At 70.4% G+C, this 13,917-nt stretch carries 12 protein-coding genes and 3 tRNA genes; all 15 read left to right on the forward strand.

Annotated features, from left to right (window positions below; genetic code table 11):
• Positions 1-24 precede the first annotated feature (24 nt).
• The 15 genes from crtI (at position 25) to ACFHVL_RS02620 (ending at position 13,917) form a co-directional block, all read left to right on the forward strand.
• Positions 25-1,554: a phytoene desaturase family protein gene (gene crtI / locus ACFHVL_RS02550; RefSeq protein WP_416625175.1), complete on the forward strand. Its 1,530-nt coding sequence runs from the start codon at positions 25-27 to the stop codon at positions 1,552-1,554.
• Positions 1,551-2,171, forward strand: a complete 621-nt coding sequence (gene idi / locus ACFHVL_RS02555) for an isopentenyl-diphosphate Delta-isomerase (RefSeq protein ID WP_416625177.1) — start codon at positions 1,551-1,553, stop codon at positions 2,169-2,171. Before crtI ends, idi begins: the two co-directional genes overlap by 4 nt.
• Complete coding sequence (locus ACFHVL_RS02560; protein ID WP_416625179.1) at positions 2,161-3,201, forward strand: MerR family transcriptional regulator; 1,041 nt, start codon at positions 2,161-2,163, stop codon at positions 3,199-3,201. Before idi ends, ACFHVL_RS02560 begins: the two co-directional genes overlap by 11 nt.
• Before the next feature lie 118 nt (positions 3,202-3,319).
• Complete coding sequence (locus ACFHVL_RS02565; RefSeq protein WP_416625180.1) at positions 3,320-4,192, forward strand: polysaccharide deacetylase family protein; 873 nt, start codon at positions 3,320-3,322, stop codon at positions 4,190-4,192.
• A gap of 123 nt (positions 4,193-4,315) precedes the next feature.
• Positions 4,316-4,391: transfer RNA gene (locus tag ACFHVL_RS02570), tRNA-Glu, on the forward strand.
• Positions 4,392-4,419: 28 nt separating this feature from the next.
• A tRNA-Asp gene (locus ACFHVL_RS02575) sits at positions 4,420-4,493 on the forward strand.
• Positions 4,494-4,601: 108 nt separating this feature from the next.
• A tRNA-Phe gene (locus ACFHVL_RS02580) sits at positions 4,602-4,675 on the forward strand.
• A 216-nt stretch (positions 4,676-4,891) separates the two neighbouring features.
• Positions 4,892-5,311: a hypothetical protein gene (locus ACFHVL_RS02585; protein ID WP_326550795.1), complete on the forward strand. Its 420-nt coding sequence runs from the start codon at positions 4,892-4,894 to the stop codon at positions 5,309-5,311.
• A 9-nt stretch (positions 5,312-5,320) separates the two neighbouring features.
• Positions 5,321-6,964 carry a cation acetate symporter gene (locus tag ACFHVL_RS02590; protein ID WP_416625182.1) on the forward strand — a complete coding sequence of 548 codons (1,644 nt, stop codon included), beginning with the start codon at positions 5,321-5,323 and terminating at the stop codon, positions 6,962-6,964.
• A 157-nt stretch (positions 6,965-7,121) separates the two neighbouring features.
• Positions 7,122-7,883 carry an ABC transporter ATP-binding protein gene (locus ACFHVL_RS02595; RefSeq protein WP_416625368.1) on the forward strand — a complete coding sequence of 254 codons (762 nt, stop codon included), beginning with the start codon at positions 7,122-7,124 and terminating at the stop codon, positions 7,881-7,883.
• Positions 7,874-9,586 (forward strand): ABC transporter permease, encoded by a 1,713-nt coding sequence (locus ACFHVL_RS02600; RefSeq protein WP_416625184.1) that lies wholly within the window; start codon positions 7,874-7,876, stop codon positions 9,584-9,586. The genes ACFHVL_RS02595 and ACFHVL_RS02600 overlap by 10 nt, the downstream gene beginning before the upstream one ends.
• 1 nt (position 9,587) lies before the next feature.
• The gene (locus ACFHVL_RS02605; protein ID WP_416625186.1) at positions 9,588-10,244 is read left to right on the forward strand and encodes a flavin reductase family protein; all 657 of its coding nucleotides are present in this window, start codon (positions 9,588-9,590) and stop codon (positions 10,242-10,244) included.
• 84 nt (positions 10,245-10,328) lie between these two features.
• Positions 10,329-11,306 carry an NAD-dependent epimerase/dehydratase family protein gene (locus tag ACFHVL_RS02610; protein ID WP_416625187.1) on the forward strand — a complete coding sequence of 326 codons (978 nt, stop codon included), beginning with the start codon at positions 10,329-10,331 and terminating at the stop codon, positions 11,304-11,306.
• 87 nt (positions 11,307-11,393) lie between these two features.
• Positions 11,394-12,578, forward strand: coding sequence for an LCP family protein (locus ACFHVL_RS02615; protein WP_416625188.1), 1,185 nt, complete (start codon positions 11,394-11,396; stop codon positions 12,576-12,578).
• Positions 12,579-12,711: 133 nt separating this feature from the next.
• Positions 12,712-13,917, forward strand: a complete 1,206-nt coding sequence (locus ACFHVL_RS02620) for an LCP family protein (protein WP_416625190.1) — start codon at positions 12,712-12,714, stop codon at positions 13,915-13,917.

The following is a 13,917-nucleotide window of genomic DNA, read 5'->3' on the forward strand; positions in this document are numbered from 1 at the left end:
GCTCATCAAGGAGGTGGTCGCGGCATGCGTACCGTGAGCGGGGCAACCGAGCAGGTGGTCGTAGTCGGCGCCGGGCTGGGCGGGCTGGCCTGCGCGCTGCACCTGGCCGGTGCCGGCCGACAGGTGACCCTGCTCGAGCGCGAGGCGGTGCCGGGTGGGCGGGCCGGACGGCGGGCGGTCGACGGGTACGAGTTCGACACCGGCCCGACCGTGCTGACCATGCCCGACCTGATCGCCGAGGCGCTCGGCGCGGTCGGCGAGGAGCTGTCGGACTGGCTGGACCTGACGCCGCTGGATCCGGCGTACCGGGCCTACTTCCCTGACGGCTCCACTCTGGATGTGATCACCGACACTGCCCGGATGGCCGCCGAGGTGTCCCGGGTCTGCGGGCCCCGGGAGGCCGACGGCTACCTGCGGTTCGTCGACTACGCCCGCCGGCTGTGGCAGCTGGAACGCAACGACTTCATTGACCGCAACCTGGACAGCCCGCCCGACCTGATCACCGGGAACCTGCTGCGGCTGCTGGCCGCCGGGGCGTTCCGGCGGATGCAGACCAAGATCGACCAGTTCTTCACCGACCCCCGTACCCGGCGGATCTTCTCCTTCCAGGCGATGTACGCGGGCCTCGCGCCGCACGACGCCCTCGCGATCTACACGGTGATCGCCTACCTGGACTCCGTTGCCGGCGTGTCGTTCCCGCGCGGCGGCATGCACGCGGTGCCCCGGGCGCTGGCCGGCGCCGCCGAGAAGCACGGGGTGAAGATCCGCTACGGCTGCACCGTCACCAAGGTGGAGACCGCCGGCGGGCGGGCCCGTGCGGTGCTCACCGCCGACGGCGAACGGATCCCCGCCGACGTCGTGGTGCTCAACCCGGATCTGCCGGTCGCCTACCGCGAGCTGTTGCCACCGAGCCGCCAACGCCGGTTGCGCTACTCGCCGTCCTGCGTCGTGCTGCACATCGGCTCCCGGCAGGGCTACCAGCGGATCGGCCACCACAACATCCACTTCGGGCGGCTCTGGAAGGGCACCTTCGACGAGGTGATCCGCCGGGGCGAGCTGATGAGTGACCCGTCGCTGCTGGTCACCAACCCGAGCCGGACCGACCCGTCGGTCGCGCCGGCCGGGCGGCACACCTACTACGTGCTGGCGCCGGTGCCCAACCTGGACCGGGGTCAGCTGGACTGGCGCGGCGACCTGCCGCAGCGGTACGCCGACGAGTTGATCCACACCTTGGAGGAGCGCGGCTATCGTGGCTTCGCCGACGGCATCGAGGTACGCGAGGTGGTGACCCCGGCCGACTGGGCCGATGCCGGGATGGCGGCCGGTACGCCGTTCGCCGCCGCACACAGCCTGTTCCAGACCGGGCCGTTCCGTCCCGGCAACCTGCACCCCACACTGGAGAATGTGGTCTTCGTCGGCTCAGGCACCCAACCCGGGGTCGGTGTACCGATGGTGTTGATTTCCGGGAAGCTGGCTGCGGCACGGGTGACCGGCGGAGCCCCGCGGAGCGGCCGCCGTGGTGGCGGACGCGCGAGCACGAGAGGTGCCGGATGACCGTCCACGCACGAGAAGGCCATCTGGTCGAGTTGGTCGATCCGACCGGTCGACCGGTCGGATCGACAACCGTCGCCGATGCCCACCAGCCTCCTGGCCAACTGCACCGGGCGTTCTCGGTGCTCCTGGTCGACGAACGCGGCCGGCTACTGCTGCAGCAGCGGGCCGCGGTGAAGACCCGCTTTCCGCTGCGCTGGGCGAACACCTGCTGCGGCCATCCGCTACCCGGGGAGGACCTGTCGGTGGCCGCCAACCGACGCCTCGGCGAGGAGGTCGGCGTCGAGCCGGTCGCGTTGACCGAGATCGGGGTGCACACGTACCAGGCCACCGACCCGGTCACCGGACGGACCGAGTACGAGTACGACCACGTACTGCTGGGTTCCCTGGACCCGCAGGCCACGCTGCGGCCCGACCCGCAGGAGGTCGCGCAGCTGCGGTGGGTCCCCGCGCGGGAGCTGCAGGCCGGGCTGGCCGACGAACCGGACACGTACGCCCCGTGGCTCGCCGGAGTCGCCGACCACCTGTTCGCTCAGAGCCACCTGTTCCCAGACGGCGGCGGGTCGGCTCCGGGCAGGCAGGAGTACGGCTCTGTCACGGAGCGGTCGGGTGGGCGATGACGCGCTGAGCGCGGGCAACGCGGCGCGCCGACTCGGCGTGGCGGTGACCACGCTGCGGACCTGGCATCAACGCTACGGCCTGGGGCCGACCCGACACGTCAAGGGTCACCATCGCCGGTACAGCCGCGAGGACCTGGCTCGGCTCGAGGTGATGCGCCGGCTCACCGCCGAAGGGGTGGCACCCGCCGAGGCGGCCCGCTGGGCGGCGACGGCCGGCGGGCCGGGTCCCTCCGCTACCGCCGCCGGTCCGCGTCCGTCCGCGGCGGTGGCGACCGGGCGGGCCGGCGGCCGGTTCGCCATCGGGGTCGGTGCCGCCGGTCCGGCAGCGCGCGGCCTGGCCCGGGCGGCCGTCCGGCTGGACAACCTGACCATGCGGGAGATCCTGGAACAGGCGCTGCTCAGCGACGGGGTCATCGCCACCTGGGATCAGGTGGTGCGCCCGGTGTTGGCTGGTGTCGGCGACCGGTACGCGACGACAGCCGGCTTCGTGGAGGTGGAGCATCTGCTGTCGCGCTGCGTCTCCGAGGCGCTGTCGATGGTGAACCGGCCGACGTCGACCGGCTTCGCAACCGGCAGCGCGGTCGGCCACGGCGCTGCGGCCGTGGGCGGGTCGGGCGTGCTGCTGGCCTGCGCCGACGAGGAACAGCACACGCTTCCGTTGGAGGCTTTGGCGGCGGCGCTCGCCGAGGTCGGGGTACTCACCCGGCTGCTGAGCGCCCGGGTGCCGACGTCGGCGCTGGTCGCGGCGGTCGGCCGGACCGGTCCGGCCGCGGTGGCACTGTGGTCGCAGACGCCGGCGACAGCCGACACCGGTCAGCTGCTGGCGGTACGTGCCGGGCGGCACCGCCCGGTGCTGGTGTTGGCGGTCGGACCCGGCTGGTCGCTGGCGGAGCTGCCGGCCGGGGTACGGCACGCGGGCAACCTGACCGAAGCGGTCGAGCTCTGCCGGGCCGCCGAGGTCGCTACCGGTCCGCGCTCCGCGGATCCGGTCGCCGCGCTCCTGCGCGCCGACGCGCCGGCGGACGACTGAGCGAGCACCCGGCGGGCTACTGAGCGATTGCTCAGCAGAAAGGGTCGAACTGTACGCATTGATCGGCTAACGTATGCAGTCGCTCGGTCTCCGCCAAACCCCCCCGCCCGGAGTCGACATGTCGAGACGCACCGTTTTCGCGGCTGGACTGACCGTGTTCGCCCTGTTCGTCGGCAGCGAAAGTATCTCCGCCATGCGTGGCGCCCGTGAGGTGCCCGCACAGTGGTCGGCCGTCGCCGGATTCGGCGCGGCACCCGGTCAGCCAGATGGACTGTCTGTTGTGGTCCCCGCGCCCCGACCCGCCCCGTCGGTCGACGACACCAATGATTCCCGACCGCCGCCGGCGGGGACCGCCACACCTGGCGCGTCGCCCCGGCCCACGGTCGATCCGGGCCTGTTGCAGCGCCGCACCGGCAACCGCCAGGTGGCGATCACCTTCGACGACGGCCCACACCCACAGTGGACCCCATTGATCCTCGACGAGCTGCGCACCGCCGGGGTGAAGGCGACGTTCTGCCTGGTCGGCGCCCAGGTACGCCGGTATCCCGCACTTGTCACCCGGATCGTCCGGGAGGGTCACACGTTGTGCAACCACAGCTGGGGGCACGAGCTCGATCTTGGGCTCCTACCGGAAGCGGAGATTCGCGCCAATCTGCTGCGTACGACCAAGGAGATCCACAGGGTTGTTCCGGGCGCGCCGGTCGAGCACTTCCGGCATCCGGCCGGCGCCTGGACCCCGGCGGCGGTGGCGGTCGCCGACGAGTTGGGCATGGTGTCGCTGGACTGGGACGTCGACCCGCGCGATTGGGACAAACCAACCAAGGATCAGCTCATCGAGCACATCCAGACCGAGTCCCGACTCGGCTCGGTGATCCTGCTGCACGACGGCGGCGGTGACCGGTCCGCAACCGTCGCGGCCCTGCCGACGATCCTCCAGGAGCTGAGGCAGCGGTACGGGATCATGCCGCTCGGTGCTAACCTTTCCCCCTGATCGTCCGGTCCACCGGGCTGGTTTGGCCCGGGGCATGCTCGTCGCGTATGCTTTCGCAAGCTTCCGGCGGGGCCGGATGGGAGCACTACCGTCAAAGTCGCGATGTGCGATGATGATGGGGCCGCCCTCATCGTCTAGCGGCCCAGGACGCCGCCCTTTCAAGGCGGTAGCACGGGTTCGAATCCCGTTGGGGGCACCAACCGGCCAACCGGCCGGCGCAACGCCGAGGTCCTGTGGAGCAGTTGGAGTGCTCGCCGCCCTGTCAAGGCGGAGGTCGCGGGTTCAAGTCCCGTCAGGACCGCAACACCGGTCGCCGCGTGTTTCGATACGCGGCGATTAGTGTTCTGGGGCACGTTCACCGGGTCTGGAGACCACCGTCGCCGATCCGGGTATGATGACCCGGTTGCCCGGCCAGGTAGCTCAGTTGGTACGAGCGTCCGACTGAAAATCGGAAGGTCGGCGGTTCGACCCCGCCCCTGGCCACAAAGCCTCTCGCCGGGCTTCAGCAGCGCCCGACCGCAGTCTGCGGTCGGGCGCTTCGCTGTTCCTGGGGTTTGCGAGTCGCTGGAGTGGGCGCTCGTCCAGCTCGACGAACTCCGCGACCGGACGCCTGGCAGGCGACCACCGGGCGGGCACCGGTCGGGCACCACCCTGGGTGGGTGGGCTTGACATTCTGCGACGGCCGGTGAGACTGCCGGCATGGCCGAACACGACGACGCCGGCCACGGTCCGGCGTCCGAGCCCACCACGGCGCCGCCCCGCCGGGTGCGGATCGTGCTGGGCGAGGTCAACCGCCGCAGCGGCGCCGACCGGCTCCGCACCGACCTGGCCGAACAGACCCAGGTCGGCGAGGCACTCGTGCGCGGGCTGGTCCGGGCTCAACTGGCCCTGGCGCTGCGGCTGGCGGCGGTGGTGGCGATCGGCCTGGGCGCACTGCCGATGCTGTTCACCGTGGCACCGGCGGTCGGCAGCACCAAGATCGGCGGCGTCAACCTGGCCTGGCTGCTGCTCGGAGTGGCCGCCTTCCCCTTTCTCCTCGCGGTCGGCCTGGCGTACGTGTATCTCGCCGAACGCAACGAGCAGGACTTCGCCGCGCTGGTCCGCCGGCCAGAGCGCTGAGCAGCGCCGATGGCCAACCCGTACCTGATTCCGGCGCTGGTGGCGGTCACCCTGGTGACCGTCGCCATCGGGTTCTACGGGTTGAAACTGGCCCGCACCACGTCCGATTTCCTGGTCGCCTCGCGTACCGTCAGCCCGGGCTGGAACGCTGCGGCGATCGGCGGCGAGTACCTGTCGGCGGCGTCGTTCCTCGGCATCGCCGGGCTGATCCTCAAGTACGGCGTGGACGTGCTCTGGTACCCGGTCGGTTTCGCCGCCGGCTACCTGGCCCTGCTGCTGTTCGTGGCGGCCCCGCTGCGTCGCTCGGGGGCGTTCACCCTGCCGGACTTCTGCGAGATCAGGCTCGGTTCGCGGCGGCTACGCAGGCTCGCCACCCTCTTCGTGATATTCATCGGCTGGTTCTACCTGCTGCCGCAGCTACAGGGTGCCGGGCTGACCCTGGCCACGGTCACCGGCGCGCCGTACCCGCTGGGGGCGTTGCTGGTCGGCGGGGTGGTCACGGCGAACGTGGCACTGGGCGGGATGCGGGCGGTCACCTTCGTGCAGGCGTTCCAGTACTGGCTCAAGCTGACCGCGCTCGCCGTACCGGCGATCTTCCTCGCGTTGCAGTGGCAGTCCGACGGTCGGCCGCCGATCACCCCGCCAGAGGGGGCGGCCTTCATCGAGACCACCACGGTCCTGATCGAACGGTCGGCGACCCTGACCTACCTCGACGGACGCACCGAGCAGGTGGAGCCGGGCACCGAGCTGACCTTCGACGCCGGCGACCCGGTGCCACAGGTCTCCGGAGTCGACGCCGACCGGGGGTTGGCCTGGCTGCTGCCGGGTGACCCGGAGCGCGGTGACCAGGGGCTGTTCGCCACCTATTCCCTGATTCTCGCGACGTTTCTCGGCACGATGGGGCTGCCGCACGTACTGGTGCGGTTCTACACCAACCCGGACGGCGCCGCCGCCCGCCGCACCACGCTGGTGGTGCTCGGCCTGGTCGGCATGTTCTACCTGTTCCCGACGCTGTACGGGGTGCTCGGCCGGATCTACACCCCGCAGTTGCTGATGACCGGCCGCTCGGACGCGGTGGTGATCCTGTTGCCGGAGGCGGCGCTCAGCGGCGGGACGCTCGGTCAGCTGCTCGCCGCACTGGTCGCCGCCGGCGCGTTCGCGGCCTTCCTGTCCACCTCGTCCGGGCTGCTGACCAGCGTCGCCGGCGCGGTCTCCACCGATGTGCTGCGGCGTCCCTCCGTACGCGGGTTCCGGCTGGCGACGCTGGTCGCCGGCGCGGTGCCGATGGTGCTCGCGTTGAACGTCTCCGGGCTCGACGTGTCCCAGGTCGTCGGGCTGGCCTTCGCGGTGGCCGCGTCGAGCTTCTGCCCGCTGTTGGTGCTGGGCATCTGGTGGCGAGGGCTGACCGACGCCGGTGCGGCGGCCGGCATCATCGTCGGCGGCGGCGCCGCGATCGGCGCGGTGCTGTGGACCATGCTCGGCCCCGCACTGTCCGGTTGGCCGGCGGTCCTGGTGGCGCAGCCGGCCGCGTGGACGGTGCCGCTGGCGTTCGCGGTGATGATCCTGGTGTCGGCGCTGACCCGGCGTCGGCTGCCCAATCAGGTGAACGCGGTGATGCTGCGTCTGCACGCCCCGGAGAGCCTGCGCGGCTAGGTCTTCCCCATCCGGCGGGCTCATCCGGCGGGCTCATCCGGCGGGCTCATCCGGCGACGGAGGAGCCTCGCCACCAGGTAGGAGACGTGAATCCTTCCCCGGCCCGAATGCCAACCTGGCCGGCGCTGGCTACGGTCGTACCGTGAACAGCGACCCGATGGACACCGCACGCCCGAGCGCGTTGACCCTGCGTGGGCTCGCCAAACGGTTCGATCACAAGATCGCGGTGGCCGGAGTGCACCTCGACGTGCCGGGCGGGTCCTTCTACGGGCTACTCGGCCCGAACGGCGCGGGCAAGACGACCACGTTGTCGATGGCCGTCGGCCTGCTGCGGCCGGATGCCGGCAGCGCACACGTGCTCGGTCACGACGTCTGGACGGACCCGACCCGGGCCAAGCAGCTGCTCGGCGTACTGCCGGACGGGGTGCGGCTGTTCGACCGGCTCACCGGCGCCGAGCTGCTCGCGTACCACGGACTGCTGCGGGGCATGGACCCCGCGGTGGTCGACCAACGGGCCCGGGAGCTGATCGACGTGCTCGCCCTGGGTGACGCCGGGCGTACCCTCGTCGTCGACTACTCCGCCGGGATGAAGAAGAAGATCGGTCTGGCCTGCGCGCTGCTGCACGGTCCGCGACTGCTGGTCCTCGACGAGCCGTTCGAGGCGGTCGACCCGGTGTCCGCGGCGCTGATCCGCGACATCCTGCAGCGGTACGTCACCGGCGGTGGCACTGTGGTCTTCTCCAGCCACGTGATGGACGTGGTCGAACGGCTCTGCAGCCACGTCGCCATCCTCGCCGACGGGGTGATCAAGCAGGTCGGCACGCTGGACTTCGTCCGCGCCGGGCGTTCCCTCGAGGAGGTGTTCGTCCAGGTCGTCGGCGGTCGCACGGCGACCGGCGAGGAGCTGGCATGGCTGTGATCACGCCGACGCCGCCGCTGGGAGCTGCGGCCGACGGCGTCGCCCGGCCGGTGCGCTCCCGGCACTTCGTCCGGCTCAAGCTGCGGGTGATGGGCAACAACCTGCGCGGCCAGGGCTGGCGGATCGGGTTGTTCATCGGTGGTCTGTTGGCCGGGCTGTGGTTCGCCGGCACCGGATTCCTGATGCTGGCCGCGCCGGGCCTGGGTGACTACCCGCAGGGCATGCTGCTGACCACGGGCTTCGGCGGAGCGCTGCTGGTGCTCGGCTGGCTGCTACTGCCGCTGGTCTTCTTCGGGGTGGACGAGTCGCTCGATCCGGCCCGCTTCGCGCTGTTGCCGCTGCCCCGCCGGACGCTGGTCGCCGGGCTGCTGGCGGCGGCGCTGGTCGGCGTGCCGACGATCGCCACCGGGCTGGCGACGCTGGGGACGGTGCTCAGCGCCCTCCTGCTCGGCGGGGCGCTGGCCGGGTTCGTCCAGCTGGTCGGGATCGCCGCCGGGCTGGTGCTCTGCGTGGTCGCGAGCCGGGCCATCACCAGCGCCTTCGCCGGGATGCTGCGCTCTCGCAAGGTCCGCGACCTGGCCGCGGTGCTGTTGGCGGTGCTGGCCGCGCTGCTCGGCCCGTTGCAGTTGGTGGTGATCGGTGGTCTCGGCAACGCCGACTGGGATCGGCTGGCGGACATCGCGCGGATCGTCGGCTGGACGCCGCTGGCCGCGCCGTACACCATGGGCTTCGATGTGGTCGAGGGGCGGCTCTGGGCGGTCCCGGTGAAGCTGCTCATCGCCGCGGTGACCGTGCTCGCGCTGCTGGCCTGGTGGGCGCGTTCGCTGGAATCGGCGATGGTGGGCTCCGCGAGCACCGGTACGGCGAAGGCCGCCACCGGCGAGCTCGGCGCTCCGGTGGCGCAGCTGTTCCCCCGGCTGCTCGGCCGGACCCCGCGCAACCGCTACGGCGCGCTGGTCGCCCGCGAGACGCGTTACTGGTGGCGGGACATGCGGCGACGGGCCAATCTGATCACGGTCGCCGTGGTCGGGGTCTTCGTACCGGCGTTGATCAACGTCGGCGGATCCGGTGGATTCGTGTTCGGCGGTGACGGCCCGGTGGACGTGGGTCCGACCACGTCGACGACCACGGTCAGCCTCTCGATGCTCTTCGTCGGCGCGCTCGCCACGGTGACGCTGGCAAACCAGTTCGGTTTCGACGGCAGCGCGTACGCGGCGAACGTGATCGCCGGGGTGCCGGGCCGGTTGGAGCTGCGCGCCCGGGTGGTCGGCTTCTCCGTGTACATCGTGCCGATGCTGGTGGTCATCTCCGCCGGTCTGGGCTTCCTCCTCCAGGAGCCCGGCTGGATCCCGATCGCGGCCGGGACGCTGTTCGCCGCGTACGGGGCGGGGTTGGCGGTGAACCTGGTCATCTCGGTAATCGGCGCCTACTCGCTGCCGGAGACGTCGAACCCGTTCGCGTTGAACAGCGGGGCCGGGATGGCAAAGAGCCTGCTCGCGTTCGTGGCGATGATCGCGGCGGCGGTGGCCGCCGTGCCGATGGTGGTGGCGACCGCGGTACTCGGTGACGTCTGGGTCTGGCTGGCGCTGCCGGTCGGCCTCGGGTACGGCGTCGGCGCGGTGCTCCTCGGCCTGTACATTACCGGCGATCTGCTCGACCGGCGCATGCCGGAGCTGCTGGCCACGGTGACTCCCCGCCGGTGAGGTGCGCGGCGGGGCCGCCCGCGACCGGGCCACAATGTTTCACGTGAATCATCTAGAGCCAGGTGCCGAGATCCACTACCGCGACCCGTTCGCCGCCGCCGCGACGGAGCGCTCGCCGGTGCGGCGACTGCGCGGGCGGCTGGCCGCTCCGGTCGTACTCTGGACCGTCGGCACGGTGGGTCCGGCCCAGCCGGACAGCAACACGAATCCGACCGGCCCGGCACGCGGGACGGCGGTGCCGCTGGCCGGGCTGACCGTGTCGTCGACCGTCCTGGTCGACGGCGAACCGCCACGGCTGCTCGGCCTACTCGACGAGGAGTCCCAGCTGTGGGAGGTGCTCCAGGAGGCACAGCGGTTCGCGGTCACCCCGTTGGGTCCGTCGCACCGTCAGTTGGCGGATCGGTTCGCCGGCCTGATGCCCGCGCCGGGCGGCCCGTTCAAGGGGGTGGACTGGCGGTTCACCGAGCACGGCCCGGTTCTCGCGGCAGCGACGAGTTGGGCTGGCTGCCGACTTGACGGCGCCCGACCGTTCGGATGGTCGATGTTGATCGAGGCAACCGTCGAGTCGGTGACGGTCGGCGACGAACCCGACCCTGGTCCGTTGATCCACTACCGCGGTCGGTACCGCCAACTGGCCGACCCGACCGGCCCCCGATGACCGGCCGAACACCGTCGGCATCCGACCCTCCGGCCTGGGTGGCGACCTCCGCCGAGTCGCCCGCGTACCAGTAGGCTTGGGGTCATGCTGCCTGTTCCCCGATTCGGCGACGGCCATCGCGTGCTGGTCACCGGTGGTGCCGGTTTCGTCGGAAGCCATCTGGTCGACCAGCTGATCGCGCGCGGTTGCTCGGTGGTCGTGGTGGACAACTTCGTCACCGGTTCCAAGGAGAACGTCGCGCATCTGCTCGACGGCCCCCGGTTCACCCTGGTCGAGGCGGATGTCTCCGACGGGCTGCCGGATCACCACTCAGCTGTAGGACGGCGATTCGACGCGATCATGCACCTGGCCTCGCCGGCCAGCCCAACCGACTTCGCCACCCTGCCGATCGAGATCCTGCGGGTCGGCTCGATCGCCACGTTGCACCTGCTCGACCGCGCGGTCACCGACGGTGCCCGGTTCATCATGGCGTCGACGTCGGAAGCGTACGGGGATCCGTTGGTGCACCCGCAGCCGGAGACCTACTGGGGAAACGTCAACCCGATCGGTGTCCGTAGCGTCTACGACGAGGGCAAACGGTTCTCCGAGTCCGCCACGATGGCCTATCACCGCTACCGAGGGCTGGATGCCGGGATCGTTCGGATCTTCAACACCTACGGCCCCCGGATGCGTCCGGACGATGGGCGGGCGATCCCGACTTTCATCAGCCAGGCGTTGCGCGGGGAGTCGATCACGGTGCACGGCACCGGGGGACAGACCCGGTCGATCTGCTATGTGACCGACCTGGTCGCCGGCATCGTGGCGTTGCTGGACTCCACCGAGATCGGGCCGATCAACTGCGGCACCGAGCACGAGTTGTCGATGCGCGACCTCGCCGAGTTGATCATCGAGTTGGTCGGCAGCAGCTCGACGATCGATTTCGTCGGCAGGTCGTCCGACGATCCGGAGATGCGCCGCCCCAACCTCACCCTGGCCCGGACCCTACTCGGCTACCAGCCCTCGGTCGAGCCGTCGGACGGACTGGCGCGCACCATCGCGTACTTCCGGCAGCGGCTCGGCTGAATCTCACCGGGCGACTGCCGGCGCACCGGTTCAGAACTCCGGCGCCGACTCAGGAGTCGGCGAGCGTGCGGTACGTACGCTGGAGGCATGTCAGTCAGCAGCCACTACGGTGACCCGTCCGGATCCGCGCCCGGATCCGGACCGGGACGGCCGGTCCGCGCCGGATCCACTGGTCGGGCCCAGGTGCCCGGCGGTCCAGGCGGCCGAGGCCCGGGTGGCCCCGGCGGCTACCAGGGCGGGCAGTACGGTGGCCGGCCCCGCCGGGCACGCCCGCGCTGGGGTCGCATCGCGCTGGTGGGCCTGGTTGCGCTGCTGTTGGTCGCGCTGGTCGCCGGCGGCGGGCTCTGGGCCTACGCGCGAGGGCTGGACCAGGACCTCGCCCGTACCGACCCGTTCTCGGCGATCACCGACGGCCGGCCGCCAGCGGCGGTCGACGGCGCGTTGAACATCCTGATGATCGGCACCGACTCGCGGGATCCGGACGCCCAGCTGGACCAGGCCGGCCGGTGGCGGGCCGACACGATCATCGTGATGCACATTCCGTCGTCGCACGACCGGGCATACCTGGTGTCCATTCCGCGTGACCTGTACGTCACCGTCCCGGCGGAGGCCGGTGCGGCCTGCGACAGCGGACAGCGGGCGAAGATCAACGCCGCGTTCGCCTTCGGCGGGATGCCGCTGGCGGTCCGGACCGTGGAGTGTTTCTCCGGCGTACGGATCGACCACGTGATGGCCATCGACTTCGGCGGGTTCGTCGAGGTGACCGACGCCCTCGGCGGCGTGGACCTGACCGTCGAGCAGGACACCACTTCGATCCACAAGCCGTACCGGCAGTTCACCCAGGGGGTGAATCACATGAACGGGGCCGAGGCGCTCGACTGGGTCCGCCAGCGTAAGCAGTTCCCGGAGGGTGACTTCGCCCGGATGCGGCACCAGCAGGAGTTCCTGCGGGCCCTGATGGACAAGGCTGTGAGTTCCGGCACACTGTCGAACCCGGCCAAGCTGAACTCGTTTCTCAAGGCGACGACCAAAGCGGTGACGGTCGACGAGGGGTTCTCGCTGATCGACATGGCCCTGGAGTTCCGCAAGCTGCGAGGAGAGAACCTGCAGTTCCTGACCAGCCCGCACAACGGCAGCGACACCATCAACGGCGAGTCGGTGGTCGTCTCGGACCGGGAGAAGGCATTGACCATGTACCAGGCGATGGCCGACGACCAGATGACCGCCTGGGTACAAGCGAATGTCACGCCGAGTCCGGGGGCCAGTGACTGAGTGACGACCATCGCTAGCATCAGACGGTAACCAACTCGATCCGACGCGAATTCGAAACCCAAGTAGGGTCGATTTCTCCATCAAACGTCCGTACAGTGGGCACGCCTTATTGTCACGCCCTTCAGGAGCAGACATGCCGGTTCAGACCCGCCGACGTTCGACGTCGACCGAGTCGGCTGGCCCGCATGCCGGTCGGACCGGCCGCCAGCCCGGCAACCGCAGCGGCGGCAAGGGCGGCGCAGGCAAGCGTCCCCGCCGCAAGGACCCGGTCTGGGCCCGCACGATGGTGATTCTGGGCGCGCTGCTGATGATGGTCAGCGGCACCACGATCGTCGGCAGCAAGTGGTTCATCGCGCAGGCGACCAGCGGGATCGAGCAGTCGAACCTGCTCGGCACGGCAGGCAAGACCGACGCCGAGGGCGGCGACAGTCTGGAAGGCCCGATCGACCTGCTGCTGCTCGGCATCGACCACCGCTCCAGCTGGGCGGAGTCGGACACCCGGGCTGACACGATCATCATCCTGCACATTCCGGCGACCCACGACCAGGCCTATCTGATCTCGCTGCCACGCGACACCGAGGTCGAGGTGCCGCCCTTCCCCGCCAGCGGCTACGGCGGTGGGGTGGCCAAGGCCACCGAGGCCTTCTTCCACGGCGCGCAGAACGGCGCCGGACACGCCGGCGGGGCCCAGTTGATGGCCAAGACCATCAAGAACATGAGCGGGATCAGCTTCGACGGCGCCGCGATCATCAACTTCAGCGGGTTCAAATCGGTCATCGACAGCCTCGGCAGCATCCCGATCTGCGTCGACGAGGACACGCCGTCGACCCACATGACCCTGGTCGACGGTGAGCCGATGTGGAACGCCGACGCCGAAAAGGTCTACGGCGACAAGCAGCAGGTGGTGCACAAGAAGGGCTGCCGCGAGATGGAGGGCTGGGCGGCCCTGGACTTCTCCCGGCAGCGGTACGGCCTGGCCAACGGCGACTACGACCGGCAGAAGAACCAGCAGAAGCTGATCAAGGGCATGGCCAAGAAGGCGATGTCCGCCGGGGTGATGACCAACCCGCTCAAGATCAGCGAGTTGACCAAGGCCGCTGGCGAGGCGTTCGTGCTGGACGTCGGCGACGCGGACGTCGCCGACTTCGTCTTCACGATGCGTGGTGTGGCGGCGAACGACCTGGTCATGCTGCGGACCAACGGCGGCAGCTTCAACGGAAACGACTCCGGCCGGGAAGTGCTCGACCCCCTGAGCATGGAGATGTTCCAGGCGGTCAAGAACGACGCCCTCGACGACTTCGTGCTGGCCAACCCGACCGTGCTCGCCGGTCAGCAATAG

It is taken from the genome of Micromonospora sp. LOL_023 (genome assembly GCF_048060115.1).
Classification (GTDB): domain Bacteria; phylum Actinomycetota; class Actinomycetes; order Mycobacteriales; family Micromonosporaceae; genus Micromonospora_E.